The sequence below is a fragment of the Chitinophagales bacterium genome (genome assembly GCA_017303415.1).
Classification (GTDB): Bacteria; Bacteroidota; Bacteroidia; order Chitinophagales; family Chitinophagaceae; genus SpSt-398.
The window spans coordinates 2,587,986-2,613,635 of the sequence record JAFLBJ010000001.1 but is presented as its reverse complement, the minus strand read 5'-3'; the positions used below and the strand labels follow the sequence as shown (position 1 = coordinate 2,613,635).

Here is a 25,650-nt window from a genome sequence, read left to right as displayed (position 1 = left end):
TCAGCTTTCTTTCTGATGATCATGCGCCTTCTGCCGATGGCGGATATCGTGTTTCATTTTATGCACAAAAGCACTGCAAACGGAGGAGACACCTATGCCAAGGGTAACGGAGACTAATACGGCATAAAGAACCCAGCGGGAAGTATCTTTCAGGTAAGCAATCGAATAAAAGGTGAGGAAGACGGAGGCAATGATAAGGGTGAATCCCAGGATGGACTTAAAGATCCATTGGTCGTAATGGTTGCTGGCCATGGGTTATAAATTTCGATAAATGTAAGGATAATCAATGTATTGTTAATCTTGTACCCGGGGCTTTTTTGCGGGGGATATTTTTTAATTTTATCCTTCAAATCAAACACATGAATAAGGCCTTACTTAGTATTCTTGGTTTATTTCTTTCCCTGACGATTTACGCGCAGGAAAAACCTGAAGGTCTATTCATCAATTCCAAGGCGCCTGATTTCAAGGGAAAGGACCAGGATGGAAAAGAGGTACGGTTAAAAGACCAGCTAAAAAAAGGGTCGGTGGTTCTGGTATTCTATAGAGGAGAATGGTGTCCTTATTGCAATAAACACCTTCGCCGTCTTCAGGACTCGCTTTCGTTGATCACAGAGAAAGGCGCGCAATTGATTGCCATTACACCTGAAAAATCGGAATCTGTCAGTAAGACTCGCGAAAAGACCGGGGCCACCTTTACGATCCTCTCTGACGAGAAGCAAAAAATCATGAAGGCCTATGATGTCTCCTTTGCCCTTGATGAAAAAACGATCAAGCGATACAAGAGTTTTGATATAGATATTGAGGGCAATAATGGCGATAATGGAGCTTTCCTTCCGGTTCCGGCCATTTATATCATTAATAAAGAGGGCACGATCACCTATCGGTATTTTGATGCAGATTATAAGAAGCGGCCTTCGGTGAAGGAGATTGTTGACAATTTGTGAGACGTGAGACGTGAGACGTGAGACGTGAGACGTGAGACGTGAGACGTGAGACGTGAGACGTGAGACGTGAGACGTGAGATGTGAGACGTGAGACGTGAGACGTGAGACGTGAGAAAAAGTTTTGGGTTGTAAGTTAAAGTTTTTAAGTTTCACTATTCACTATTCACCATTCACGCCTCACGAAACTCACGTCTCACATCTCACGCCTCACGCCTCACGCCTCACGTCTCACGCCTCACCTCTCCCAATACAACTTCGCAATCCGTCCATTATTCCCCACGAGAAAAACAGAAGTGCCAAATTTGGCGAACTGACAGGTATGGAATCCGGTTTTGCTGATCCATTTCCAGTTCTTTCCTCCATCAATGGAATAATCCACGCCGGTCAATCCACAAGTTACCAGGTTACTCTTTGACAGGTATTCTACACAACTCCGGTAACCATGCGGGGGAGTATTGGGTGTTTGCCAGGATCGGCCTTTATTATGGGATATCAGGCAGTTCATATTCGAGCTATCCGGGTTATTGAAATCTCCACCAACCACCACAATATGTTTCCCGGTATTGTGCGTGTATTCATCCCAAACCGTCAGTGAATTGGCGCCAGTTGTTTCCTTCCCCTTCAGGATCGGAAGATCAAAGGCTTCGCCGTTGATAAATAACCTGGATTCCATTCCGCCACTGACCATGTACAGGTCATGGAAATACAACCGCGCGAGATTGGTGCCACTGGCGGCAAAAAATGCTTCTCCACTATCGGCCAAAGGGCGTTTGCTGATATCCAACGCTTGCCAGCTATCCCCACCATCTGTTGTTTTTGCCATAAAGAAATGACCGTCCACTGGGTCACCGATCACGACCCCATTCTTCGGGTCGCTAAAGTCCAGGGCATCCAGGAACATGCCCTTGGTGGTATTCTCATATACGATCTTCCAGGAATTGCCTCCGTCGGTGGTTTTGAGGATATAGGCCGGATCGCCGATCCCCATGATGATAGCCGTACTGGCATCAAAGGCTTCGATATCCCTGAATTCTGTTTTTTCAAATCCGGTCACCGTCATCCATTTCCAGTTTTTCCCCCCATTGTTCGACCGGGCCACCATGCCATTGCTGCCACTGGCCCAGATGATATTGTCGTTTACTACACTAAGGCCACGCAGACTCGTTTTTGTACCCGAGTCCAGCATCCTGACCTCTGGAAAATTTCGTTGAGCCTGGGACGACGTAAAAAACAGGGAAAAGAAAAGGGATAAAATTGCGGTTACACGAAGTTGAAATTGATTCATGATTTATTTCAATTGGGCCAGCAGGGTGGATTTTTCCACTATACCACTCTGGCGCCAGGTTTCCTGACCATTTTTATAAACAATAAAGGTAGGATAACTATTGATTTGAAGTGGCTCCAGGATCGAAGTATGAATACCTACATCCACTTTGATCAATTGTACCGATCCGGCCAATTCACCCATGAGTTCCTTTAATACCGGCTCCATTTTTACACAGGGAGGGCACCACTCCGCACCAAAATCAACCAAAACTGTACCAGTGGCCGGTATGGTCATTTTATATTCTTCCAAACTCATGGGTCGCTGGGCCTGTGTTGCCTCCACGGGTTTGCGGGCTCTTTTCCAACTGATATATCCACCTTCCAGTTCAATGACTGACTGGTAACCGTTAGCCCTTAACCATATGGCAGCCGATGTACTCCGGGGGCCACTGGCACAATAGATATAAACTGGTCTTGATTTATCGAGGTGTTGCACCCGGTCGGCAAATTGCGACCGGTTGGTCCAATCCGCTTGCATGGAACCCGGTATATGGCCATTGGCAAATTCCCCAGCCGTTCTGACATCCAATACCTGCTGCTTACCCATGGTCACGGCTTTTTCAAATTCATCGGCCGATAGCCTGCCCATGCTCCCTTGTTGTGCCGTACAGGCAACCATGAATAAAGACAGGGTAAGGACAAATAAAGGGATCCTCATGTGCTTTTTGCGTAAAAATAATAGATTCAGGAAATGGATTAGTGACAAATGATACAAGGGCTACTCATCATCCTCTTCATGATAGGCATCCTCGTTATAATAGAATTTTTGCCACTCACTGGCGGTTTCATCGCTCAGACATTCAATAATATCGTGAATGGGGTCATTCTTTCGTTTCCATTCCGTCACCAACGGCTCTTCATAACGGGTCACAAACAGACAATGGTCGGTTTCCACCGAGGCCTTGATCAGGGTGATGGGACTATTGATCTTCTCCTGTACCAGGTAATAACAACCCGGCTCAAGTAATGCATACGTATACATAACCTTCTCCTCTTTTTTAGATCAAACAATATCGGCTGGTAATGGGCAGTGAAGAATTTAATGGGTACGGTCAGTAAGGACTGCAAATTTACACTTTTCGTCGGGGAGTAAGGGCAGGGGTTTTCAGGGCGTATTTACCACGGAAGGGGGGTGGGATTATTTATTATTGATTATTAATTATTTAGGAAAACGCAGGTAATATTTTGGCCGGTTATAATTTCCTAACTGATTAATAATCAATAATCAATAATTAATAATTTAACAACTTTTCTATTCATAAACCCGCACATAGTCCACTTCCATTCTTCGGGGCCAGATGGTTGTATCCACCCCTTTCATTCCTCCCCAATTACCACCCACGGCCAGGTTGAGGATCAGATACATTTTATTATCAAATGGCCATGACTCATATCCTGCTTTTTCATTGGCAAAACGGAAATAGGTATTCCCGTCGATTTCAGTGGAAATGGAATCACGGGTCCATTCCACCGCGTACACATGAAAAGCCTTGGAGAAATCGGGTACAAATAGGGTATCGGTCTTCTGGGTTCCGATACTATGGTAGTATTTCTTGCAGTGTATGGAGCCATGGACAAAACCAGGATTTAACCCCACATGTTCCATGATATCGATTTCTCCATCGTCTGGCCAAACAAAAGGTTTTGTAGCTCCCAGGGTCCAGATGGCCGGCCAGGTACCCAAACCCTCAGGTATGCGGGCCCTTACTTCGATCCTTCCGTATTGCCATTCCGCTTTTCCCCGGGTCACCAAACGGGCGGAGGTATATTCCTTCCCTTCCCAGGGTTCACGATGGGCTTCAATGATCAAATGACCATCTTCTATCCGGGCATTTTCAGCCCTTGCTGTGGTATAGAATTGTAATTCATTATTTCCCCAACCATGGCCTCCCTGGTCATAGGCCCACCTGGTTGTGTCGGGTAAACCGGCCTTGTCAAACTCATCACTCCAGATCAATTTACGTGAGGGTTTTCCCTGATCAGTACAAGAGAATAAAATAAAGGTGAGGACAGCAAATCCCAGGTAATTTCTCATGACACGCAACGGTTTTTGTAAATATAGGGGAAAGTGAATTTGGTTTTTCCCGGTAACCCTTCTATTTTTGCCCTGTCATGAAGATCAACCTGCATATCCATCATCATACCTCTTACCTCGCGGGGTGAGCCGATGGTGTTATGTGCTAAAACATAAATTCTTGAGGGCTTACCACTGGTAAGCCCTTATTTTTTTCAATCATTTGAACCGTCATGAAAGAGACACAACAAAACAAGGAAGAAGTAAATACAAGATTGCGAATTGCCATTCAGAAAAGCGGGCGACTTTACGAAGATTCGGTCCAGCTGCTAAAAGAATGTGGCATTGAATTACGCAATGTAAAGGACCGGTTGAAGACCACGAGTGATACGTTTCCACTGGAAGTTCTGTTCCTGCGGGACGATGATATTCCGCAATACGTATCGGATGGGGTAGCGGATATTGGTATTGTGGGAGAGAATGTTTTATATGAAAAGGGAAAGGAAGTGGATATCGTGGAGCAACTGGGATTTGGAAAATGCCGTTTGTCTTTTGCCGTTCCTCGAAATCATGAATTTAAAGGACCGGAGAGTATTCAGGGTAAACGGATCGCCACCACCTACCCAAGATTGGTTGGTCAATACCTGAAAGAAAAAGGAATTGAGGCGGAGATACACGAGATCAGTGGTTCTGTTGAAATTGCTCCGGGTATCGGTCTGTCCGACCTGGTATGTGACCTGGTCAGCAGCGGTTCCACCCTGTTATTGAACGGGCTCAAAGAAGTGGAAACAATCCTTTCTTCACAAGCGGTGCTTATCCGCAACCGCAGTTTCAATGGGGAAAAAGGTAAACTGTTACAGAAACTGCTTTTCCGGATCAATGCGGTCAAAAAGGCCAAACGCAATAAATATATTTTGCTCAATGCCCCCAATGAAAAATTAAAGGAGATCATAGCTCTGCTACCGGGGATGAAAAGCCCAACTGTATTGCCCCTGGCCGAGACTGGTTGGAGCAGTGTGCATACGGTATTGAGTGAGGATGAATTTTGGGATAAGATCGAACAACTTAAAGAAGCGGGCGCACAGGGTATTCTCGTAGTGCCCATTGAAAAAATGGTCATTTAAAATAGTCATGTATGAAAATATTTAATCAACCCGAGCCTGCTGAATGGCCTGCTTTACTGGCAAGACCGGTTATGGATGCAGCCTCGCTGGACAAAAAAGTGAGTCGGGTGCTGGATGCCGTGCGTCGCAAGGGAGACCGGGCGTTGCGTCGTTATACCCGTGAATTTGATGGAGCCCGGATAAAGAAGTTTAAGGTTACAGCCAAAGAATTCGCCACTGCGGATAACAAGGTATCGGAAGAACTCAAAGCGGCTATTCAACTGGCGCGCTTCAATATTGAACGGTTTCACCAAACCCAGATAGAGACACCAAAACCGGTGGAGACCATGCCGGGTGTCCGCTGCTGGCGCGAAAACAGGGCGATAGAAAAAGTCGGGATCTATATTCCGGGAGGAACTGCACCCTTGTTCAGCACCATCCTCATGCTCGCCGTACCTGCTTCCCTGGCCGGTTGCAAAGAGATCATACTTTGCTCCCCTCCCAATGAAGAAGGGAAACTTCATCCTGCTATTCTGTACACCGCCATGCTGGCTGGGGTGACCGCTGTATACAAACTCGGGGGTATTCAGGCCATTGGCGCCATGGCCTATGGCACAGAATCAGTTCCTGCCGTAAATAAAATTTTTGGCCCGGGTAACCAATATGTCACAGCCGCAAAAAAGCTGGTTCAGCAGGAAGGCATGGCCATTGATATGCCGGCCGGTCCAAGCGAGGTAATGGTGTTTGCCGATGAAACGGCAGATGCTTCCTTTATTGCTGCCGATTTATTAAGTCAGGCCGAGCATGGCATAGACAGCCAGGCCATACTGGTGACTACTGATAAACAATTGCCTAAAAAGGTCACCACCGCCCTTGCAAAGCAATTGGAAAATTTACCCAGGAAAGAACTGGCTGAAAAAGCACTTGATAACAGCCGGATACTTGTGTTCAAAGACCGCGAAGAATCGCTTGCTTTTATAAACCAATATGCCGCTGAACACCTGATCCTGGCTTGTACCGGTGCCGAAGAGATGGCCACCCGGGTTCTACAGGCGGGTTCCGTTTTTCTTGGGCATTATTCTCCAGAGAGCGCTGGTGATTATGCCAGTGGAGCCAATCACACCTTACCCACAAATGGTTATGCAAAGGCCTATAGTGGGGTGAGTGTGGATAGCTTTGTCAAAAAGATCACCTTCCAACAACTGAGTAAAGATGGATTGGAGCATATTGGCAATGCGGTGATCGCCATGGCGGAAGCCGAGGGCCTGCAAGCCCATGCGGAAGCGGTTAAAGTAAGATTGATAGAAAAATAAAATAAAAGTTTTTCAAAATTAGGTTTCTCGCAGCGACCGCAAAGAACGTCGCGGTCGCTGCGAGAAACAATTAAATGTGGTTTCAATAAATTTTAGAAAAAAGATAAAGCATGTCGTTCGATCTGGACAACCTGATACGGGAAAATATAAAAAAACTAAAACCCTATTCCTCCGCCCGGGATGAATTCAAAGGGGAGGCACGGATATTTCTCGATGCCAATGAGAACAGTCTGGGTTCACCTCTTACCCGCTGGTACAACCGCTATCCTGATCCGTTACAGGAGCGGTTAAAGGAAAAGATCGGGGCGATCAAGGGGGTGGCGATGGAAAACATTTTTGTGGGCAATGGAAGCGATGAATGTATCGATATTCTCTTTCGGGCCTTTTGTGAACCCGGAATTGATAATGTGATCATTTGTCCGCCCACCTATGGCATGTATGAGGTAAGCGCGGGGATCAATAATGTGGAAGCCCGGAAAGTGCCACTCACACCGGCCTTTCAATTGGACCTTGAAGCAATCGAACAGGCCATTGACGATCATACCAAAATGATCTTTTTATGTTCTCCCAATAACCCCACTGGAAATTCGTTGGATCCGGCAGATATTGAGGTATTGCTTAATAATTACTTTGGTTTGGTGGTGGTGGATGAAGCGTATATCAATTTTTCCCGGCAACGTTCGGCGATCGCTGAATTGCAGGATTACCCGCAACTGGTGGTTTTGCAAACCTTGTCAAAAGCCTGGGGATTGGCTGCCTTACGCATTGGATTGGGATTTGCCGGCGAAGGGATCATTCAGATCATGAACCGGATCAAACCACCTTACAATATCAACCTGGCGTCTCAGGAGTTAGCATTACAGGCCCTGGAGGAAGTGGGGCAGGTAAATGACATGATCCTGGAAATTGTACAACAGCGGGATCTGCTGGTATCGGCATTGGAACCGCTGCCCCAGGTATTGCATATCTTTCCCTCCGATGCGAATTTCATCCTTGTACGTGTAACCGATCCGGAAGCCATCTACCAATATTTGCTGACCAAAGGCATTGTGGTACGCGACCGGAGTAAGGTCACCCTTTGTGAAGGATGTCTGCGTATCACAGTGGGAACGGAAAAGGAAAACCAGGAATTGATCCGGGAAATATCCCGGTTTGAACCATAAAGATCAAACAGGAATGAAAAAAGTATTATTCATTGACCGCGATGGCACGCTGATTATGGAGGCCCCGCCCACTTATCAGCTGGATGCATTTGAAAAGCTTCAATTTTATCCGCACATGTTCGAATACATGCGCCGTATAGCACAGGAGTTGGATTATGAACTGGTCATGGTGACCAATCAGGATGGGCTTGGTACAGATTCCTTTCCCGAAAATACCTTCTGGCCCTTGCATGAACTGGTTATGAAAAGTCTGGAAGGGGAGGGAATTCATTTTTCCAAAGTATTCATTGACCGGACCTTTCCAGAGGAGAACAAACCCACACGTAAACCCGGAACCGGGATGCTGACAGACTACCTGGACAATCCGGATTATGATATAGCCAATTCTTATGTGATCGGCGACCGCATTACCGATATACAACTGGCCAAAAACCTTGGGTGCAAGGGTATTTGGCTCAATCTGGACCCCAGCCTGGGACAAGGAGAGATAAAAGACAAAGCCGAGGAATTGCGAGGCAGTACGGTGGCGCTTGAAACCACGGAGTGGAGCGAGATATATGCCTTTCTGAAATTGGGCACCCGGCAGGGGGTACATGAACGCAATACCAGTGAAACAAAGATCATGATCGACATGAACCTCGAAGGCTCCGGCAGGTCCTCTATTTCCACCGGTATTGGTTTCTTTGACCATATGCTTGATCAGGTGGCCCGGCATGGAAAGATAGACCTGGATATAAAAGTACAGGGCGACCTGCATATTGATGAACACCACACCATAGAGGATACAGGCATTGCCCTGGGGGAACTGATGGGCCGTTTGCTTACTGATAAACGTGGTATGGAGCGATACGGGTTTGCACTTCCAATGGATGAGGCAGATGCCAAAGTGTTGATCGATTTTGGAGGGCGGAACTGGATCGTGTGGAAGGCCGAATTCAAACGGGAGAAGATCGGAGAAATGCCAACGGAGATGTTCTTTCATTTCTTTAAATCATTCTCCGATGCAGCCCGATGCAACCTCCATATTGAATGCCAGGGGGATAATGAACACCACAAGATCGAAGCCATTTTTAAGGCCTTTGCCAAGGCCATTCGGATGGCTGTTAAGCGCGACCCCATGAGTAACTATCTGCCTAGTACAAAGGGGGTGCTGTAGATGTGCTGGTAGTCAGAGGTCCGGATTCCGGTCCCCCGACCCCGGACTTCCCAAATAAAATTTGTTTTTATGATTAACCATCACCATATTTGCAATATGCAACAAGTCAATAACAAACAGTGGTGGTGGCATACAAACTCTTCCGGGGTCATGTAATGTCATAACTGTGTTTGTCATAACATAACTGGGCCCCGCAAATTTGCGGGGCTTTTTATTTTATTCAAATGAAGAAGATCAGGATAGAAACAACGGGTAAGCGACTGCTGGCGGATGTATACACGCCGGTGGGGATCTACCTGCGTCTGCGCGACCGGTTCAGGGATACCATTCTGTTGGAAAGCACCGATCATCATGCGGCAGAGAACAGTTATTCGTTTATCTGTATCAATGCGATAGCGGGTATCGAAGTGCTCGATGCCCACCGGCTTGAATTCAAATTGCCGGGGCTTCCACCCGAAACAAAGTCCATCAAAGACCCACTGGAAGTTCCCGGCATTATCGGTGAATTCACCGACCGGTTTGATGCGGCCACACCACAGGTCAGGGAAGGCCGGTTTGCCCAGGGGCTTTATGGATATACTTCCTTTGATGCGGTCCAGTTTTTTGAATCCGTTAAACTCACGCATGCACCTTCCGCAGGGGTAGGACTTCTTCGTTATCGTCTTTACCAGTATGTGATCGCGTTTAATCATTTCCGGGATGAATTGATCCTTTGCGAGAACCGGGTGGCCGGATTGGAATCGGAAGTCGGATTGATCGAATCCCTGATCCGTAACCGGGACGTGCCGGCTTTTCCTTTTAAGACCCGCGGTGCCGAATCGTCAAATATGACCGATGAAGAATACAAGGACATGGTGGAAAAGGGCATCCGGAGCTGTCATCGTGGTGATGTTTTTCAGATCGTATTGAGCCGTCGTTTTGAACAATCCTTTCAGGGTGATGAGTTCAATGTGTATCGGGCATTGCGCAGTGTGAACCCTTCTCCTTATCTGTTCTTTTTTGACTATGGAGATTATAAACTCTTTGGTTCTTCCCCTGAATCCCAATTGATCGTACAACAACAAAAAGCGATCGTACATCCTATTGCCGGAACGTTTCGCCGTACAGGAGATGATGCGTATGATCAGCAGGAGACAGAGCGGTTGCTCAAGGATGCCAAAGAGAATGCCGAGCATGTGATGCTGGTTGATCTGGCACGAAATGACCTGAGCCGGGTTTGTGATGAGGTGGGCGTTGCGCATTACCGCCAGGTGCAATATTATTCCCACGTCATTCATCTGGTCAGCGAAGTGGTGGGTAAGGTGAGAGAGGGGATCCAACCTTATGAACTCCTCGCCAATACCTTTCCGGCCGGTACCCTGAGCGGCGCACCCAAGGTAAAAGCCATGGAACTGATCGATCAGTATGAACCATCGGCAAGAGGGTATTACGGTGGGGCCCTGGGATTTCTGGGATTTGATGGGTCCTGTAATCATGCCATCATGATCCGTACATTTTTAAGCCGGCATAATACCCTGATCTGTCAGGCTGGTGCAGGGGTAGTAGCCGCGAGTCAACCAGAAATGGAATTGCAGGAAGTAAATAATAAACTCGGCGCCCTGAAGAAGGCGGTTGAATTGGCCGAAAACCTACATAAACAATAAGGATGGCATCCATACTCGTTTTTGATAACTACGATTCATTCACCTATAACCTGGTTCACCTGGTACAGAAGATCATTCACGGAAAAGTGGATGTGTTTCGGAATGATCAGTTGCCACTGGAAAAGGTAAAAGCCTATGATAAGATCATTTTATCTCCCGGCCCTGGTATTCCGGAAGAAGCGGGTTTGCTTCTGCCTTTGATCCGTGAGTATGCGGCCACTAAATCCATCCTGGGGGTATGCCTGGGTCATCAGGCCATCGGACAGGCATTTGGCGGAAAGCTGATCAACCTATCTACCGTGTACCATGGTGTTGCCACACCCATTACGGTTACCCAACCCAGGAGCCCACTTTTTAAAGGATTGCCAAAAACCCTGGAAGTTGGCAGGTACCATTCCTGGGTAGTAAGTGAAGAGGGATTCCCTGCTGATTTGGAAATAACAGCCCGCGATGAGAACGGACTGATCATGGCGCTGCAACACCGCCAATTTGATGTGCAAGGTGTCCAATTCCACCCCGAAAGCGTGTTGACACCAATCGGCGAAGAACTAATGAGAAACTGGGTGCAGTTATAAAAGCAAAAAACTACCAGCTAAAAGCGATTAGCTGTTGAAAAAAATAACTTCGATAAAAATGAAAAAAATCTTACAGTACCTCTTCGAACACAAATCCCTCGACCGGTCTACGGCCAAAGAGGTACTGGTGAATATTGGGAAGGGGGTTTATAATGAACATGAGATCACGGCCTTTATGACCGTCTATCTCATGCGAAGTGTTACCATTGAGGAATTGGAAGGATTTAGAGATGCCTTGCTGGAACTCTGTGTACCGGTTGACCTGAATGGCCATGCCACGATCGATATCGTGGGAACGGGCGGAGATGGAAAGAATACCTTCAATATTTCCACACTTAGTTGTTTTATTGTGGCAGGCACCGGGCAGAAAGTGTCTAAACATGGCAACTATGGAGCATCCTCGGTAAGTGGGGCCTCGAATGTGATGGAACAACTGGGTTATAAGTTCAAACCGGATAGTGGGTCATTGAAAAAGGAAGTGGAGGAAGCCGGGATCTGTTTCCTGCATGCCCCCTTATTTCACCCGGCGTTGAAAACGGTTGGCCCTATCCGGCGCAACCTGGGGATGCGTACTTTTTTTAATATGCTTGGCCCACTGGTCAATCCTGCGCGCCCTGCCTTTCAACTCATTGGTGTTTATAATCTGGAAATGGCGAGGATATATAACTACCTGATGCAGGGATCAGATATTCCATTTACCATTGTACATACCCTGGATGGATATGATGAGATTTCCCTTACGGCAGATGCCCGGGTGATCACTCCACAGGGGGAACAGGTAATGACACCTGTGGAACTGGGAAAACGAATGGTACAGGCTTCGGATATTTATGGTGGGGTATCGGTGGAAGAGGCGGCCAGACTATTTATCCGTATTCTGAAAGGGGAGGGTAGCTTTGCCCAAAATGCTGTGGTATTGGCCAATGCGGCCATGGCGCTGTCCTCCACCGGGAAATATGCCAATTACCAGGAGGCCTATGCTGCCGCTGTGGAGAGTCTGGATAGCGGAAAGGCGTACGATAGTTTGACCAGGTTGATTTCGTTACAAGTTTGAATCTCTTACAGCTTACGCAGCGGTTATAACCGGGTAGGTTAGAGAATATAAAATAAATAAATGACGATTCTGGATACAATCATAGCAAGAAAAAAGGAAGAGGTTGCGCAACGCAAGACTGCAATATCCATTCAGGAATTGGAAAGAAGTCCGCTTTTCAACCGGGAGCGGATATCCTTATATGATTCATTGATGAAAAAAAGTAGTTCTGGCATCATAGCTGAATTTAAACGTAAGTCGCCATCAAAAGGGATCATCAATGGTGAGGCGGATGTGGTAGAAGTAACGAAGGGATACACCCGGCATGGAGCTGCATGTCTTTCCGTTTTGACCGATACCGAATTTTTTGGAGGTAGTTATGACGACCTGATACAAGCCCGTATAAATCCGATACCGATCCTGCGAAAGGATTTTATTGTAGATGAATACCAATTGATCGAAGCCAGGAGCCTCGGAGCAGACGTGATCCTGCTGATCGCTGCCTGCTTAAGTCCGCAGGAAGTAAAACAACTTGCACAACAGGCCCGACAATTGGAACTGGAGGTTTTACTTGAGTTGCATGATGAGGAAGAACTTGGACATGCAGGTGATGCAACGCGGATCATTGGTATAAACAACCGTGACCTAAAGACATTTTCCGTAGACCTCGACCGAAGCCTGCGGATGGCCGAACAACTTCCCAATGACGCTGTTAAAGTGGCTGAAAGCGGGATAAGTCAGGTAGACACATTGAAATTATTTTATAAACATGGGTTTCGTGGATTTCTGATCGGGGAGAACTTTATGAAGGAGCATGACCCCGTTGAAGCTTTTGCGCGGTTTAGCAGCGAATGGGTACAAACAAAGGAACTAATAGCTAAAAGCTAATGGCTATTACCCATTAGCTTTTAAAGGAAAGCAGCCAAAAAAACGATGCTTGCGGAGTGAACACACTTAAAATGCAGCAATATGAACGAGCTCCACAAGACTGATAACCCCGCCACATCGCGACGCGCACCCTTTCGCGTCAAAGTATGTGGTATGACCCTTCCCGACCAGGTCAATGCGCTGGAGGAATTGGGGGTAGAACTTGCGGGTTTTATTTTTTACCCCAAGTCACCCCGTTATGTGCGGAACAAGATATCGCCCGAGAAAATGAAAAAAACGGGAGGGCGAATCGGAAAGGTAGGGGTCTTTGTCAATGAGGATTATGAAACCTTGTTACGTACGGTGGAAGATTACCGGCTGGATATGGTACAATTGCATGGGGATGAGTCGGAGCGGTTTTGTGAAAAGGTGGCGAATTATGTCACCGTTGTCAAAGCCTTTCGCTTAGGTGAAAATGATCCTATTGAATGGATGGTCAGGGCTTATGATGAGTGTTGCGATATGTATATGTTTGATACACTCGGTGCCGGATATGGCGGAACAGGCAAGAAATTTGACTGGGGCCTATTGGCCGATAAACAGATCGACAAGATCTTTTTTCTCAGTGGAGGGATCGAACCCGGGGATGAAGAAAAATTAAAGGACTTTGCTGCCGGTCAATTAGGTAAAAAACTGTTTGCGGTGGACATCAACAGCAGGTTTGAGATCAGTGCCGGGGTAAAGAATATGGAAAAAATAAGTTCATTTATCAATAATCTAAGAGATGGTAATGTATAAACAGCCGACAGAACAAGGGTACTATGGAAAATTTGGCGGCGCCTATATACCAGAGATGCTTCACCGCAATGTGGAGGAACTGAGAGAACGATACCTGACTATCATGGGCGAGGCGGATTTTCAACAGGAATTTCAGGCACTCTTGCGTGACTACGTTGGAAGACCTACGCCTTTATACCTGGCTGAACGGTTAAGCGCCCGTTTCGGTGCGCAAATTTATCTCAAGCGCGAAGACCTTTGTCATACAGGAGCACATAAGATCAATAATACCATTGGACAAATATTGCTGGCGCAACGATTAGGAAAGAAACGCATCATCGCCGAAACAGGAGCTGGACAGCATGGAGTGGCAACCGCAACGGTCTGTGCCCTTAAAGGAATAGAGTGTATTGTGTATATGGGGGAGAAAGATATCGAAAGACAGGCTCCGAATGTGGCCAGAATGAAAATGCTTGGCGCCACTGTGGTTCCTGCTACCTCGGGAAGCAAAACCCTTAAAGATGCGACCAATGAAGCCATTCGCGATTGGATCAACCACCCCGATGATACGCATTACATTATTGGCAGTGTGGTAGGGCCACATCCCTATCCGGATATGGTGTCCCGGTTTCAAAGTGTGATCAGTGAGGAGATCAGAAAGCAATTGAAGGAAAAGACCGGCAGTGAATTACCTACGCATGTGGTGGCCTGTGTAGGTGGGGGAAGCAATGCAGCTGGTGCCTTTTATCATTTCCTGGAAGAGGCCGCTGTAAACCTGGTCGCGGTAGAAGCAGCCGGTATGGGGGTGCAATCCGGACATTCGGCCGCTACCACCCAATTGGGAACCATGGGAATTCTGCACGGGAGTAAAAGCCTGGTGATGCAAACGGCCGATGGTCAGGTAGTGGAACCTCATAGCATTTCGGCCGGATTGGATTACCCGGGAATCGGCCCCCTGCATGCCCATCTGTTTGATTCCGGACGGGCAAGGTTTTTATCTGCCACAGATGAAGAGGCCCTTGAAGCCGCTCTTCAACTCGCCAGGCTTGAAGGCATTATCCCGGCTCTCGAAACGGCTCATGCTTTATCCGCATTGGCACAAATTCAATGGAATAAATCAGATATTGTCGTGGTTTGCCTGAGTGGAAGAGGGGATAAGGACCTGGGGACCTATATGAAACATGGGTTAGGCTGATCGCAGAAGAGCAGTTAAATGAATTATTTAAACACTAACATATGAAATATCTTCTCGTTTTTTTATTGTTTGGGGTGTTGAGTTGTGAAACCAAACCCTATACCAAACATGAAATGAAATTTTCCAAAGTGAAAGAAGATTGCCAGGGAATGAGTGCTGCCTTTAAAATGAATTCAAACCTCAACGGAGAGCGGTATGAGTTTCAACGCTGTCTGGATACCGATTTTAACGAAGGGCAATTGTCCTCTATTCGCCAGGGCGATACGGTGATCTTGAAATTTACCCGTACAGCTGGTAAGCAACAGGCCCTGTTTGATCTGATTATTGATGTGGACAGTTATCCCCGGTATAATTTTCTCACCATTGACGGGGAGACCTTTTCCATTATTCCTACCACCAATTAGTAAGCAGCACTCATGAGCCGATTAGATGCATTATTCAAGCGAAAGAAAAATAAGGTGCTCAATGTCTATTGCACCGCTGGGTTTCCGGAACGCGACAGCACCCTTGAGGTGATACGGTCATTGCACGCCATTGGGGTGGACCTGGTGGAATTGGGAATGCCTTATAGCGATCCCCTGGCCGATGGACCCGTCATTCAGCAAAGCAGTGCCAGGGCCTTGGCCAATGGAATGACGATTCAGTTATTATTTGATCAATTGAAAGTATTGCGACACTCCCCGGACCAAGGTGGTATCGGGCATGAAATGCCGGTGGTTTTGATGGGGTATATGAACCCGGTGCTTCAATATGGGTTTGAGCGGTTTTGTGCCGATGCTGCGGCCGTGGGAATCGATGGTCTTATTCTTCCCGACCTTCCTGCTTTTGAGTTCAAGTCGGAATATGGGTCAGTGATCAGAAAGTATGGACTTGATTTTATATTTCTGGTTACGCCGGAAACCAGTGAAGAAAGGATCCGCGAACTGGATGAACTGAGCAGCGGTTTCCTCTATGCTGTTTCTTCTTCCTCCACCACAGGATCGGACAAGGAAATGTCACCGGTAGAAGATTATCTGGCAAGATTGAATAAAATGTCATTGAAAAATCCCATCCTGGTTGGCTTTGGAATCAAGGACAAAGCGAGTTTTGAACGTGCTGCCAGCCATGCGGCAGGGGCTATAATTGGAACAGCCTATATTCAACAGGTGGAAAAAGGCCTTACAAAAGCAGAAGAATTTATAGAGGGAATTATTTATTAGGTTTCTCGCCGCGCTCGCAAAGAAGCGCTGCGGACGCTGCGAGAAACTTTTGGAAGAAAAGCGAGCGGAAGACCGGACTCGAACCGGCTACCTACAGCTTGGGAAGCTGTCGCTCTACCAGGTGAGCTACTTCCGCTTAGGGCAACAAAAATAGGACATGAATTTAGTAATTATAAAATATAACGCTGGAAATATCCGCAGTGTACTTTTTGCCCTGGAGCGAATTGGTGTGGAGGCTGTGGTAACCGATGATCCCGATCAGATCCGGCAGGCCGATAAGGTCATTTTCCCGGGGGTAGGTGAGGCCAGTTCAGCCATGCGGTACCTGAAGGAAAGAGGTCTTGACCAACTGATCATCGGACTTAAACAACCTGTATTGGGTATCTGTCTTGGTATGCAACTCATGTGCCGGTACTCGGAGGAAAACGATACGCCCTGTCTGGGTATTTTTGAGGAAAGCGTAAAAAGATTTGCCCCCTCCCCGGATCAATCCATCAAGATTCCTCAAATGGGGTGGAATAAAATTTACGGATTGAAATCAAAGTTGTTTCATCAGGTGCCGGAGCATTCCTATTGTTATTTTGTACATGGGTTTTATGCCGACCTGGGAGAACATACCATTTCTTCAACCGATTATGTTACCCCCTATAGTTCGGCCCTGGCAAGGGATAATTTTTACGGTGTACAGTTTCACCCGGAAAAAAGCGCGGAGGTCGGTGAACTTATTTTAAAGAATTTTATAGCCTTATAGTATGGAGATCATACCTGCCATTGATATCATTGAAGGCAAATGTGTCCGGTTAACGGAAGGAGATTATGCCCAAAAAAAAGTGTACAATGAAAACCCATTGGAAGTGGCCCTTCGTTTTGAAGATGCCGGGCTCACACGTTTGCACCTTGTGGATTTGGATGGGGCAAAGGCGGGTGCAGTAAAGAACTGGAAGGTACTGGAGCAACTGGCCGGAAAGACAAAGCTGCAAATAGATTTTGGCGGAGGATTGAAAAAGGAAGAAGATGTACGGATCGTTTTTAATTCAGGCGCTCAATGGGCAACGGTAGGAAGCCTGGCTGTAAAAGGAGAGGATATATTCTCAGGTTGGTTAACTCAGTTTGGCGCCGATAAATTTTTATTGGGTGCGGATGTGAAGAATGAAAAAATTGCGATCGGAGGTTGGTTGGAAACTACGGAGATCTGGGTGTACGACCTGATTGAAAAATATATACAGAAAGGCATCTCTCAACTATTTTGTACTGATGTAAGCAAGGATGGACGGCTGGAAGGACCAGCTGTGGAACTATATAAAAATATCGTATCAAAATTTCCATCGCTGTATTTTATCGCCAGTGGTGGAGTGAGCTCCATGGCCGACCTGGATGCCCTGCAGGAAGCAGGATGCCGGGCCGCGATTGTGGGAAAGGCGATCTATGAAAACCGGATCACCCTGGAGGACCTAAAAAGATTCTAATGACCATTCAAAATACAATAACAACCCCTGTATCCGGGCTCACCAAAAGGATCATACCCTGTCTGGATATCCGCGATGGACGAACCGTAAAGGGTACCAATTTTGTTGACCTCCGCGATGCCGGTGATCCGGTAGAATTGGGTGCCCTCTATGCACGGGAAGGGGCGGATGAGCTGGTATTTCTGGATATCACTGCTACCGTGGAAAAACGCAAAACCCTGAGTGCATTGGTGCGACAAATTGCGGTACATGTCAATATTCCCTTTACGGTGGGTGGTGGTGTACGTTCGGTGGAAGATGCCTCTCTTTTGTTGGATAATGGGGCCGATAAGGTATCGATCAATACAGCGGCCGTTAACGACCCCGCTCTCATTGGTGATCTTGCCCGGGAATTTGGTAGCCAGTTTGTCGTTCTGGCCATTGACACCCGAAAGGAAGAGGATGGGGAATGGTATGTGTACCTGCACGGGGGCAGAACACGTACGCTAATTCGATGTGTTGATTGGGCCAGAGAAGCCGTCGACCGGGGTGTAGGAGAAATATTGCTTACCTCGATGAACCATGACGGAACCAAATCGGGGTTTGCACTGGATATTACCCGTCAACTTTCCACCACACTTCCGGTTCCGGTGATCGCCTCGGGAGGAGGGGGCGCCCTGGATCATTTTGTGGATGTTTTCCAAATCGCTCAGGCGGATGCTGCCCTGGCTGCCAGCATCTTCCATTTCAAAGAAATATCGATCCCCAACCTTAAAAAACACCTGAAATTCAAAGGCATCCCCATCCGCTAAATGCATTCCGTGTATGCAGTGCTTTCCGGGATAACCCAATACCTAAAATCTGTGTAACCAATAATCCCCCATAAATTTGTACTTCCAATCATGAAAGTCGATTTTAATAAATTCAAAGATGGCCTCGCACCAGTGATCGTACAGGATCATCAGACACTCAAGGTGCTGATGCTTGGTTTCATGAACCAGGAAGCCCTGGACATGACCATGCAGCAGGGTCTGGTTACTTTTTTCAGTCGGAGTAAGAACAGGCTGTGGACCAAAGGAGAGGAAAGTGGTAACCACTTGCATGTAAAGGAAGTAATGGTAGATTGCGACCAGGATACCCTGCTTATTAAGGCCGCGCCTACGGGGCCTGTGTGCCATACGGGGGCCGATACCTGCTGGAATGAACGCAACCATTTTAGCGATTTTCTACACTATCTGGAGGATATCATTGCCCTGCGCCGATCCGGAACCAATGAAAAATCGTATGTACATCAGCTGTTTGGAAAGGGCATCAATAAAATAGCCCAGAAAGTGGGAGAGGAGGCAGTGGAACTCGTGATCGAGGCTAAGGACGGAAGAGATGACCTGTTTTTGAACGAAGCTGCCGATTTATTGTTCCATTATTTAATTTTACTCCAGGCCAAAGGGAAAAAACTGGACGATGTTATAGAGGTGCTCAAATCCAGACACAAATGAAAATGAACATGAAGAAATTTATTTTTTTACTCCACACACTATCCATTGTCTGGATCGCTTCCGGCCAAAAAACGGAAGGGTTTCAGGTTTCAGGCAGTATCATCGGACTCACCAATGGTACCGTTGTGAATTTGATGCATACGGAAACAAAGGACATACTGGCAACTGATTCAGTAAAGGATTATAAGTTTCAGTTGAAAGGTGTGGTAACAGAACCCGAGATCTATTTACTGGTCATTGGAAAGGAAAAGCCCCAATACCTTTTTCTGGAGAATAGTCCGATCACCGTTACCGGCAAAAAGGAGGATCTCGCTAACCTTTCGATCAAAGGCTCCTCTGTACACCAGGATTTTGTAGCCTTTAAAGAAGTATTCAACCCGCTGGTAGCTCAGGTAAATAATGTCGCTTCCACGATCAATTCGCTGCCGGAAGGGCTGAAAAGAGATTCCCTGATTACTGTTTACAATGCCTTACAACCGCAGATACAGACAGCCATTGATGCATACCTGGATATTCACCGGGGTTCATTTGTTGCACCCTTTATGTTATCTGTTACCTCTCAATTTTACGATGATCCGGTATTACTTGAAAAACGATTTGAGCGGGTGGACGAGAAAGTCAGACTTTCTCAAACCGGGCAGCAGCTTAAAAAATACATTGACTATAATAAAATTGGCGCCATCGGTACCACGGCGGTAGATTTTACACAGCCGGATACCTCCGGTGTTGGTGTTTCTCTGTCCTCTTTCAAAGGAAAGTATGTGCTGGTCGATTTTTGGGCCAGTTGGTGCGGACCCTGCCGGATGGAAAATCCCAACGTTGTAGCCAATTATCAGCGCTTCAAGGATAAAAAATTTACTGTATTTGGGGTTTCCCTCGACCGACCCGGTCAAAAAAATGCATGGATCCAGGCGATCAAAAAAGATAATCTGACCTGGACCCATGTAAGTGATTTGAAATTCTGGGAAAATGAAGCGGCCTTGCTTTATCGTGTTTCAAGCATACCCTATAATTTTCTCGTGGACCCTAATGGCATCATCATTGCCAAAAATCTCCGGGGACCCGAACTGGAATCGAAACTTTGCGAGTTACTTGGTTGTAATTAGCAATAAGCTAATAGCTAATAGCTAATAGCTGTTAGCTATTAGCTCAATTCACATCCTGCTTATTCTTTAATTTATCAATCATATCACCCACTGATTTTTTGTTCTGGTCATCGGGTGCCAGCGGCAGGGCTTTGGTCATGTATTTCAACGCATTCTTGAAATCGCCAACTCCTGAGTATCCCCGCGCCAATCCAACCAGCGTGGTAAATTGATCAGGATTTTTGGCATAATTCATTTTAAATATTTCCAGCGCTTCGGTTGTTTTTTTCTGCGCAAGTAATTGCCGGCCGTATTGATGCAGATCGATCACGCTACCGAGTGGCATGGCGCTTTTCAGCACGGCATCCGCTTCTTCATTTCTGCCCATGGCTTTTAGGACATTGGCTTTTGTGACATGTGTCTGGAATACCATATTACCTCCAAAGATGGCGCTGGTGGCTGTATCGGCCCAAAGCAAGGCTTCATCCAGGTTGGTCTTGCGCTGAGCGCACCAGGCTGCGGCCTGGTTCCAACTCTGCCAGGTAAAACCCAGTCTGTTGCGGAGTTCATTCCGGAAAATGGTTAACTGATTTTTGACGAGGTCGGTTTCCACCTTAAAGGGGATGGATAATTTTTCCCACTGCAAGGCGATCGTGGCTGAATTATCTGTTTGATTGGTGAATTCATACTTCAACCATTCAACGGAACGATCCAGGGCAACGGGTTTTACGGTGACCCGAAGTGCATCTTCCTCCGGGTTATAAAAATAGCTACCCCAGGAAATGGAATTTTTGGAGAAGATCACGGTACAGGCATTGGGATCATAGGCAACGAAAAGTCCATATTTCCCGGCAGGGAGCTGTTTCCCTTCAATGGTAACATCGGTGGAAAATTCGATGGTGGTATTTTCATTTGCACCAGCCCGCCAGGGCGCTGATTTGGAAGGCCCAAATTGCTGATCGATAAAACCAGAATGAACGATTCCGGTTCCATAGATCTGACCTTCCCTTCCTTTTACACCGGGACGATCATAATGGATATTTACCTGAGTGAGACCGATCTGTTCGCCAACCATGGCTCTTTTATTTCCGCCACTGGGAGGGGTGGTCAATTGTGCAGACAAGCCAACCGTCAAAAGCAGGCCTGCTGCCAGAAGGAGTTTTTTCATAATGCTGCTGATTTTACCCAAATTTAATGGGATCGGTCAGCGTTGCAGTTGCCGTTTATATAATTGGATGCTGTTCTCATACCCAAGGTATAGGGCATCGCAGACAAGGGCATGACCGATGCTGACCTCATCCAGACCGGGTAAACCCTGGCTGAAGTAGCCCAGGTTATGCAGGTCAAGATCATGACCGGCATTGATCCCAAGGCCTAAGGCAATGGCTTTATGAGCGGCGGCAACATAGGGAGCAATGGCTTTTTCTTTGTGCCCTGCGGCAAATTCCCGGGCATAGGCTTCCGTATAAAGTTCGATCCGATCGGTGCCGGTAGCAGCTGCGCCTTCTACAATATCCAGTACAGGGTCTACAAAAATGGAAACACGAATTCCGGCGTCTTTAAATAACTTGATGGTGGTCTGTAAATATTCCCGGTGGGTGATGGTGTCCCATCCATGATCGCTGGTCAGCTGACCTTCTGCATCGGGTACGAGGGTAACTTGATGGGGTTTTGTTTCCAGTACCAGCTCAATAAAACGGGGCTCCCGGCAATTTCCTTCAATATTGAATTCAGTAGTGATGATCTTTCGGATCTGCCGAACATCGGCATACCGGATATGGCGTTCATCCGGACGGGGATGAACGGTTACTCCATCAGCGCCAAAACGTTCCGCATCGATGGCTGCTTTTACCACATCGGGGTTATTTCCTCCACGGCTATTCCGCAGGGTGGCAAATTTGTTGATGTTGACAGACAGTTTTGTCATCCGGCAAAGATAGAAATAAAAAAAGACGGTCTCCATGGAGGAGACCGTCTCGAAGGGGGTAGTTGGTTATGGGATAATTATTTGACGATGATCAGTTGTTTCTGTACTTCCACACCTGCGCTGTTGCGGATGATCAGGGTGTAACGACCAGCCGGCCAATCCAGCGAATAATCGTTCAATTTTCCACCCAGGGTCCAGGAACCCATTTTGTGACCTGTTTGATCATATGCGGTTACAAAGGCACCCACAAAGTCGGTGGCAACCACCATGCGGAAATTACCTCCCGTGCTTGGGTTCGGGTAGAGATTGACCTTGTTGGCGGTGTTGGCCACTACGGTGAATACATCCGAAGCCGTACCTACGCAACCATTAGCGTCGGTAAAGGTATAGGTCACCTGGTGGTTTCCTTGCGGGAAGGCAGCCGGGTTAATAGAGGTTCCACTGATACCCACACCTGAGTAGACACCACCTGTGCCAGCCGGTGAACCACCACTTAATGCAGTGATCGGAGAGTTGACATACAAGGTATCAAATGGCAGGTTGAGTGTGGTAACGATTGGCGCGATCACAGTTACATTGATCGAATCGCGTTTCGAACAAGCCTGGCTATTGGTTACTTCAACCCAGTACAATCCGGTGGAAGCAGCCACTAAGGTAGAGGTAGTAGCATTGGTGTTCCAAAGGAAGGTAGAACCAGTAGGCTGAGTTCCGGGGTTAAGTGTTTTGGTACCACCGGCACAAACGATCGCATCAGGTCCAAGGTCAACAAGCGGAACAGGACGAACCGTTGCATTGATGGTATCAGCAGCCGAACAACCTGTGCCTGGTGTTGGGATAGAATCATTGAATACAATGAACCAGCTATTGATCGTACCCTGATCACCATTAAAGAAGTCAGTCACACGCAATGACCAGTTACCATTCGGGTTTTGGCCGTTGAATACGGTGAAAGGTTCTTCTGGTAAGAAGGTTCCGGTGAAAGGCGAAGTACCCGAGAAAATGGGAACAGAGGCCGAAGGGGAGAAGCAGGTATTGGTGTAGTTATCACCAGAACCGCCATTACCAATCGACAGGTCCATGATCGTTCCGGAAGGAGATACCAGTTGGATATCCATATCCGAGTTCCAGGTATGTGTAATATTGATACAAACCTGGTTGATGCTTGTGGCTGACATAGTGGTCCGTGTCAATCCGGATACTGCCTGTGTGGAGTTCACGGTTTGCAGGTCGAAGATGCCAACCGGGGTGTTCGTGGTAAAGGTTTTAGTGCCGGGGCCATTGATCAACGGGCTTGTTACGGTCAGATAATACTGGCCGGTTGCTGTTGCTGTCAAGGTAGGCGTAGTAGCACCGGTATTCCATACATAGGAACTTCCGGCAGGCTGTGTATTGGCACTAAGCACAATACCTGTATTGGTACACTGGTCAACATCAGCGCCGAGGTTGACCACAGGAACTGAGTTGATAAATTTGGAACCATTAAATGTGCTATTGGATGAATTACCATCTCCAACTGCTGTTGCAATTACTTCGAAAGTGTAATTACCGCTGGCAGCAAAAGAGAAGGCCGGTGTAAGGCTGATGGTAGCGGTACTACCTACTGCCAGGGTGCCTGTATTCAATGTACCGGTGAGGGTACCTGAACCGGCTCCTCCTACATTGACTGTGATTGTAGCCGGATTGGAAGCAAAGTCAATCGTAGAAGCTCCAAAATTTTGTATCACGGCCTCCAGGTTGCTGGCGGCAGGATCGGGACAATACACCGTTGGCGTATTGATGGCAATGGCACCAATATCGGCAGCGGGCAATTCAGTTATTGAAATATCATCCAGATACAGGTTCCACTGGTCCACATCTGAATAGCTGTGGAAGCCAAAATAATAGTCACCTGTGGCAGATGGAACAAACAAGGTAGAATCATTGGTGGGTGAATTACCTGTGATCACAGGATAATTCAGCAGGCTGGTGGTCATTCCAGCAGGGGAGGCAACAGTGCCATATTTTACTTCCATGGCTTCTGAGAAGCTTGAGCTGTTGTTGCCGTAACGTAATTTAAGCTTGTAGGTTGTGCCGGCTACCAGGTGAACAGCATTGGTATAAAACCAATCATCACCGGGTAAAGTGGACGAAAATCCATAGCGAAGAATATTTCCAGTATATCCTGTTGGAGCAGCAACCGTAGCCCAGGTGGTTCCACCATTCACATCTTGCACTGCTGTACACACTGGTAAGGCAGGAGTGGTCACCCCATCAAAATTCACCAGATAGGGAACATTGACTGGTGCACACAGCGTAGTAAATGTAGAGGATATCCAGGCGCTGGATGTGGGCCCTGCACAGGATGAACTGATACAGAAGGTATACGTTGTACTAGGATTCAACCCCGTCAGGTTAACTGAAGTGGTAGCTGAGTTACCGCTTTGGATCGGCGCGCCGGAACCACAGGCACCTGAGGTACGGATTTCCCAATCATATGAAGTGGCAGTACCACTTGCTGTCCAGCTAATGGTTGCAGAAGTCAATGTTATGGCAGAAGCAACTATTCCAGAGGGTGATTGACAAGCGGGTGCTGTCCAGGTCATGGTAAGCCCGGAAGCAGGCGCTGTAACCGCAATGGTTGAAGTGGCATTTTGACAACCTTGTGTATTGGTTGTACCCGCCGTTGTTGCATTCCAGTTATGGGGGGCCGTGGTCTGGCGGTTGTTAAAATCTGTACTGGCATTTCCACCCAGACCAACATGGCAAATGGAGGATGTGGTTGTGGTGGTATTAAATACCATCGTGCCAAATACAACCTGTACGGTATTGGTGGTTTCATTCAGAATGATCTGAAAATTGAAATTATCACCGGTACCTGCTGTTCCAAATCGTTTGTAATTGGTAAACTGAACAACACATTGACGGTTTGGAGCGGTTCCAATTGTTTCCAACCGAATGCTCGAACCGGTTTGTCCTTGCAGGTCACGACCCATACCACCAATGCGTGCCCGTAAATTGGCATTTGTATGGGTGGAAGTAGAGGCAAGAGGCGTATAGGAACTCGTACTTGTGATGTCTACAGCGGGTGTGAGTGAAGAAATACCAAGGGAGATCCAACCATTATTGTTGACCGCTAAACGGTCATAGTCAGTACCATTGTACTTAAAGGTAAATCCAATAGGAAAACCAACACCTGTTGTTGTTGTACCACCTAATGGCGAGGCGGGGTCAACAAAACGCTCGTCATCACTGGAAGTGTTTCCTAAAACAGTTCCACCTGTAATGGCAGTGTAAGTTCCGTTTGATTGTGAATAAGAGTAAGCACTGACCTGAGCCAGCGACTGGATGGAGACAATGGATAAAATAGCAAAAAATAGAGCTAAGTAAAGCTTTCTCATACGCCGGGTAGT

Annotated in this window: 26 protein-coding genes and 1 tRNA gene; 18 read left to right on the top strand and 9 right to left on the bottom strand. The window is 47.1% G+C overall.

Annotated elements, in window-relative coordinates:
* A complete protein-coding gene (locus J0M30_11285) occupies positions 1–252 on the bottom strand; it encodes a hypothetical protein (protein MBN8668077.1) in 252 nt (83 codons plus the stop codon).
* A gap of 107 nt (positions 253–359) precedes the next feature.
* On the opposite strand from J0M30_11285, the gene J0M30_11280 reads away from it, so the two are divergent.
* Positions 360–944, top strand: a complete 585-nt coding sequence (locus J0M30_11280; protein MBN8668076.1) for an AhpC/TSA family protein — start codon at positions 360–362, stop codon at positions 942–944.
* Positions 945–1,179: 235 nt separating this feature from the next.
* Here the strand turns inward: J0M30_11280 and J0M30_11275 are convergent, their stop codons facing one another.
* The 4 genes from J0M30_11275 to J0M30_11260 all read right to left on the bottom strand — a co-directional run bounded on the left by J0M30_11275 (position 1,180) and on the right by J0M30_11260 (position 4,305).
* Positions 1,180–2,229 (bottom strand): oxidoreductase, encoded by a 1,050-nt coding sequence (locus J0M30_11275; protein MBN8668075.1) that lies wholly within the window; start codon positions 2,227–2,229, stop codon positions 1,180–1,182.
* A 3-nt stretch (positions 2,230–2,232) separates the two neighbouring features.
* Positions 2,233–2,928 (bottom strand): DUF953 domain-containing protein, encoded by a 696-nt coding sequence (locus J0M30_11270; GenBank protein MBN8668074.1) that lies wholly within the window; start codon positions 2,926–2,928, stop codon positions 2,233–2,235.
* A 60-nt stretch (positions 2,929–2,988) separates the two neighbouring features.
* Entirely contained in the window at positions 2,989–3,252 is a 264-nt protein-coding gene (locus J0M30_11265) for a hypothetical protein (protein MBN8668073.1), read from the bottom strand.
* A 270-nt stretch (positions 3,253–3,522) separates the two neighbouring features.
* On the bottom strand, positions 3,523–4,305 hold the full coding sequence (locus J0M30_11260) for a glycoside hydrolase family 16 protein (protein ID MBN8668072.1): 783 nt from the start codon (positions 4,303–4,305) through the stop codon (positions 3,523–3,525).
* 212 nt (positions 4,306–4,517) lie between these two features.
* Between J0M30_11260 and J0M30_11255 the strand changes: the two genes are divergently transcribed.
* From J0M30_11255 to J0M30_11200, 12 genes are all read left to right on the top strand, one after another.
* Positions 4,518–5,408, top strand: coding sequence for an ATP phosphoribosyltransferase (locus tag J0M30_11255; GenBank protein ID MBN8668071.1), 891 nt, complete (start codon positions 4,518–4,520; stop codon positions 5,406–5,408).
* 11 nt (positions 5,409–5,419) lie between these two features.
* Positions 5,420–6,700: a histidinol dehydrogenase gene (hisD, locus tag J0M30_11250; GenBank protein ID MBN8668070.1), complete on the top strand. Its 1,281-nt coding sequence runs from the start codon at positions 5,420–5,422 to the stop codon at positions 6,698–6,700.
* Between the two features lie 110 nt (positions 6,701–6,810).
* Positions 6,811–7,863: a histidinol-phosphate transaminase gene (gene hisC / locus J0M30_11245; GenBank protein MBN8668069.1), complete on the top strand. Its 1,053-nt coding sequence runs from the start codon at positions 6,811–6,813 to the stop codon at positions 7,861–7,863.
* Positions 7,864–7,876: 13 nt separating this feature from the next.
* Positions 7,877–9,019 carry a bifunctional histidinol-phosphatase/imidazoleglycerol-phosphate dehydratase HisB gene (gene hisB, locus J0M30_11240; protein MBN8668068.1) on the top strand — a complete coding sequence of 381 codons (1,143 nt, stop codon included), beginning with the start codon at positions 7,877–7,879 and terminating at the stop codon, positions 9,017–9,019.
* Positions 9,020–9,243: 224 nt separating this feature from the next.
* On the top strand, positions 9,244–10,662 hold the full coding sequence (locus tag J0M30_11235; protein ID MBN8668067.1) for an anthranilate synthase component I family protein: 1,419 nt from the start codon (positions 9,244–9,246) through the stop codon (positions 10,660–10,662).
* 2 nt (positions 10,663–10,664) lie between these two features.
* Positions 10,665–11,237, top strand: a complete 573-nt coding sequence (locus J0M30_11230) for an aminodeoxychorismate/anthranilate synthase component II (protein ID MBN8668066.1) — start codon at positions 10,665–10,667, stop codon at positions 11,235–11,237.
* 58 nt (positions 11,238–11,295) lie between these two features.
* Positions 11,296–12,291, top strand: a complete 996-nt coding sequence (trpD, locus tag J0M30_11225; protein ID MBN8668065.1) for an anthranilate phosphoribosyltransferase — start codon at positions 11,296–11,298, stop codon at positions 12,289–12,291.
* A 60-nt stretch (positions 12,292–12,351) separates the two neighbouring features.
* Positions 12,352–13,158 (top strand): indole-3-glycerol phosphate synthase TrpC, encoded by an 807-nt coding sequence (gene trpC / locus J0M30_11220; protein MBN8668064.1) that lies wholly within the window; start codon positions 12,352–12,354, stop codon positions 13,156–13,158.
* An 81-nt stretch (positions 13,159–13,239) separates the two neighbouring features.
* Entirely contained in the window at positions 13,240–13,935 is a 696-nt protein-coding gene (locus J0M30_11215; GenBank protein MBN8668063.1) for a phosphoribosylanthranilate isomerase, read from the top strand.
* Positions 13,922–15,109 (top strand): tryptophan synthase subunit beta, encoded by a 1,188-nt coding sequence (gene trpB, locus J0M30_11210; GenBank protein MBN8668062.1) that lies wholly within the window; start codon positions 13,922–13,924, stop codon positions 15,107–15,109. Before J0M30_11215 ends, trpB begins: the two co-directional genes overlap by 14 nt.
* Positions 15,110–15,150: 41 nt before the next feature.
* Positions 15,151–15,513, top strand: coding sequence for a hypothetical protein (locus tag J0M30_11205; protein ID MBN8668061.1), 363 nt, complete (start codon positions 15,151–15,153; stop codon positions 15,511–15,513).
* Positions 15,514–15,525: 12 nt separating this feature from the next.
* On the top strand, positions 15,526–16,308 hold the full coding sequence (locus tag J0M30_11200; GenBank protein ID MBN8668060.1) for a tryptophan synthase subunit alpha: 783 nt from the start codon (positions 15,526–15,528) through the stop codon (positions 16,306–16,308).
* Between the two features lie 63 nt (positions 16,309–16,371).
* Here the strand turns inward: J0M30_11200 and J0M30_11195 are convergent.
* Positions 16,372–16,444, bottom strand: a tRNA-Gly gene (locus tag J0M30_11195).
* Positions 16,445–16,465: 21 nt separating this feature from the next.
* Between J0M30_11195 and hisH the strand changes: the two genes are divergently transcribed.
* The 5 genes from hisH to J0M30_11170 all read left to right on the top strand — a co-directional run bounded on the left by hisH (position 16,466) and on the right by J0M30_11170 (position 20,355).
* The gene (gene hisH / locus J0M30_11190) at positions 16,466–17,059 is read left to right on the top strand and encodes an imidazole glycerol phosphate synthase subunit HisH (protein ID MBN8668059.1); all 594 of its coding nucleotides are present in this window, start codon (positions 16,466–16,468) and stop codon (positions 17,057–17,059) included.
* Between the two features lies 1 nt (position 17,060).
* A complete protein-coding gene (gene hisA, locus J0M30_11185) occupies positions 17,061–17,774 on the top strand; it encodes a 1-(5-phosphoribosyl)-5-[(5-phosphoribosylamino)methylideneamino]imidazole-4-carboxamide isomerase (protein ID MBN8668058.1) in 714 nt (237 codons plus the stop codon).
* Positions 17,774–18,565 (top strand): imidazole glycerol phosphate synthase subunit HisF, encoded by a 792-nt coding sequence (gene hisF / locus J0M30_11180; protein MBN8668057.1) that lies wholly within the window; start codon positions 17,774–17,776, stop codon positions 18,563–18,565. Before hisA ends, hisF begins: the two co-directional genes overlap by 1 nt.
* Positions 18,566–18,655: 90 nt before the next feature.
* Entirely contained in the window at positions 18,656–19,249 is a 594-nt protein-coding gene (locus J0M30_11175) for a bifunctional phosphoribosyl-AMP cyclohydrolase/phosphoribosyl-ATP diphosphatase HisIE (protein ID MBN8668056.1), read from the top strand.
* Between the two features lie 8 nt (positions 19,250–19,257).
* Positions 19,258–20,355 carry an AhpC/TSA family protein gene (locus J0M30_11170; GenBank protein MBN8668055.1) on the top strand — a complete coding sequence of 366 codons (1,098 nt, stop codon included), beginning with the start codon at positions 19,258–19,260 and terminating at the stop codon, positions 20,353–20,355.
* 43 nt (positions 20,356–20,398) lie between these two features.
* Here J0M30_11170 and J0M30_11165 read toward each other — a convergent pair whose 3' ends face one another.
* The 3 genes from J0M30_11165 to J0M30_11155 form a co-directional block, all read right to left on the bottom strand.
* A complete protein-coding gene (locus tag J0M30_11165) occupies positions 20,399–21,502 on the bottom strand; it encodes a DUF2911 domain-containing protein (protein ID MBN8668054.1) in 1,104 nt (367 codons plus the stop codon).
* Between the two features lie 36 nt (positions 21,503–21,538).
* Entirely contained in the window at positions 21,539–22,261 is a 723-nt protein-coding gene (locus J0M30_11160; GenBank protein MBN8668053.1) for a pyridoxine 5'-phosphate synthase, read from the bottom strand.
* 77 nt (positions 22,262–22,338) lie between these two features.
* On the bottom strand, positions 22,339–25,638 hold the full coding sequence (locus tag J0M30_11155) for a proprotein convertase P-domain-containing protein (GenBank protein ID MBN8668052.1): 3,300 nt from the start codon (positions 25,636–25,638) through the stop codon (positions 22,339–22,341).
* Positions 25,639–25,650: the final 12 nt, after the last annotated feature.

Excerpts from the sequence above, each read along its gene's own strand:
- J0M30_11285 (MBN8668077.1), bottom strand. The coding sequence starts at position 252 with ATGGCCAGCAACCATTACGACCAATGGATCTTTAAGTCCATCCTGGGA.
- J0M30_11280 (MBN8668076.1), top strand. The coding sequence starts at position 360 with ATGAATAAGGCCTTACTTAGTATTCTTGGTTTATTTCTTTCCCTGACG.
- J0M30_11275 (MBN8668075.1), bottom strand. The coding sequence starts at position 2,229 with ATGAATCAATTTCAACTTCGTGTAACCGCAATTTTATCCCTTTTCTTT.
- J0M30_11270 (MBN8668074.1), bottom strand. The coding sequence starts at position 2,928 with ATGAGGATCCCTTTATTTGTCCTTACCCTGTCTTTATTCATGGTTGCC.
- J0M30_11265 (MBN8668073.1), bottom strand. The coding sequence starts at position 3,252 with ATGTATACGTATGCATTACTTGAGCCGGGTTGTTATTACCTGGTACAG.
- J0M30_11260 (MBN8668072.1), bottom strand. The coding sequence starts at position 4,305 with ATGAGAAATTACCTGGGATTTGCTGTCCTCACCTTTATTTTATTCTCT.
- J0M30_11255 (MBN8668071.1), top strand. The coding sequence starts at position 4,518 with ATGAAAGAGACACAACAAAACAAGGAAGAAGTAAATACAAGATTGCGA.
- hisD (MBN8668070.1), top strand. The coding sequence starts at position 5,420 with ATGAAAATATTTAATCAACCCGAGCCTGCTGAATGGCCTGCTTTACTG.
- hisC (MBN8668069.1), top strand. The coding sequence starts at position 6,811 with ATGTCGTTCGATCTGGACAACCTGATACGGGAAAATATAAAAAAACTA.
- hisB (MBN8668068.1), top strand. The coding sequence starts at position 7,877 with ATGAAAAAAGTATTATTCATTGACCGCGATGGCACGCTGATTATGGAG.
- J0M30_11235 (MBN8668067.1), top strand. The coding sequence starts at position 9,244 with ATGAAGAAGATCAGGATAGAAACAACGGGTAAGCGACTGCTGGCGGAT.
- J0M30_11230 (MBN8668066.1), top strand. The coding sequence starts at position 10,665 with ATGGCATCCATACTCGTTTTTGATAACTACGATTCATTCACCTATAAC.
- trpD (MBN8668065.1), top strand. The coding sequence starts at position 11,296 with ATGAAAAAAATCTTACAGTACCTCTTCGAACACAAATCCCTCGACCGG.
- trpC (MBN8668064.1), top strand. The coding sequence starts at position 12,352 with ATGACGATTCTGGATACAATCATAGCAAGAAAAAAGGAAGAGGTTGCG.
- J0M30_11215 (MBN8668063.1), top strand. The coding sequence starts at position 13,240 with ATGAACGAGCTCCACAAGACTGATAACCCCGCCACATCGCGACGCGCA.
- trpB (MBN8668062.1), top strand. The coding sequence starts at position 13,922 with ATGGTAATGTATAAACAGCCGACAGAACAAGGGTACTATGGAAAATTT.
- J0M30_11205 (MBN8668061.1), top strand. The coding sequence starts at position 15,151 with ATGAAATATCTTCTCGTTTTTTTATTGTTTGGGGTGTTGAGTTGTGAA.
- J0M30_11200 (MBN8668060.1), top strand. The coding sequence starts at position 15,526 with ATGAGCCGATTAGATGCATTATTCAAGCGAAAGAAAAATAAGGTGCTC.
- hisH (MBN8668059.1), top strand. The coding sequence starts at position 16,466 with ATGAATTTAGTAATTATAAAATATAACGCTGGAAATATCCGCAGTGTA.
- hisA (MBN8668058.1), top strand. The coding sequence starts at position 17,061 with ATGGAGATCATACCTGCCATTGATATCATTGAAGGCAAATGTGTCCGG.
- hisF (MBN8668057.1), top strand. The coding sequence starts at position 17,774 with ATGACCATTCAAAATACAATAACAACCCCTGTATCCGGGCTCACCAAA.
- J0M30_11175 (MBN8668056.1), top strand. The coding sequence starts at position 18,656 with ATGAAAGTCGATTTTAATAAATTCAAAGATGGCCTCGCACCAGTGATC.
- J0M30_11170 (MBN8668055.1), top strand. The coding sequence starts at position 19,258 with ATGAAGAAATTTATTTTTTTACTCCACACACTATCCATTGTCTGGATC.
- J0M30_11165 (MBN8668054.1), bottom strand. The coding sequence starts at position 21,502 with ATGAAAAAACTCCTTCTGGCAGCAGGCCTGCTTTTGACGGTTGGCTTG.
- J0M30_11160 (MBN8668053.1), bottom strand. The coding sequence starts at position 22,261 with ATGACAAAACTGTCTGTCAACATCAACAAATTTGCCACCCTGCGGAAT.
- J0M30_11155 (MBN8668052.1), bottom strand. The coding sequence starts at position 25,638 with ATGAGAAAGCTTTACTTAGCTCTATTTTTTGCTATTTTATCCATTGTC.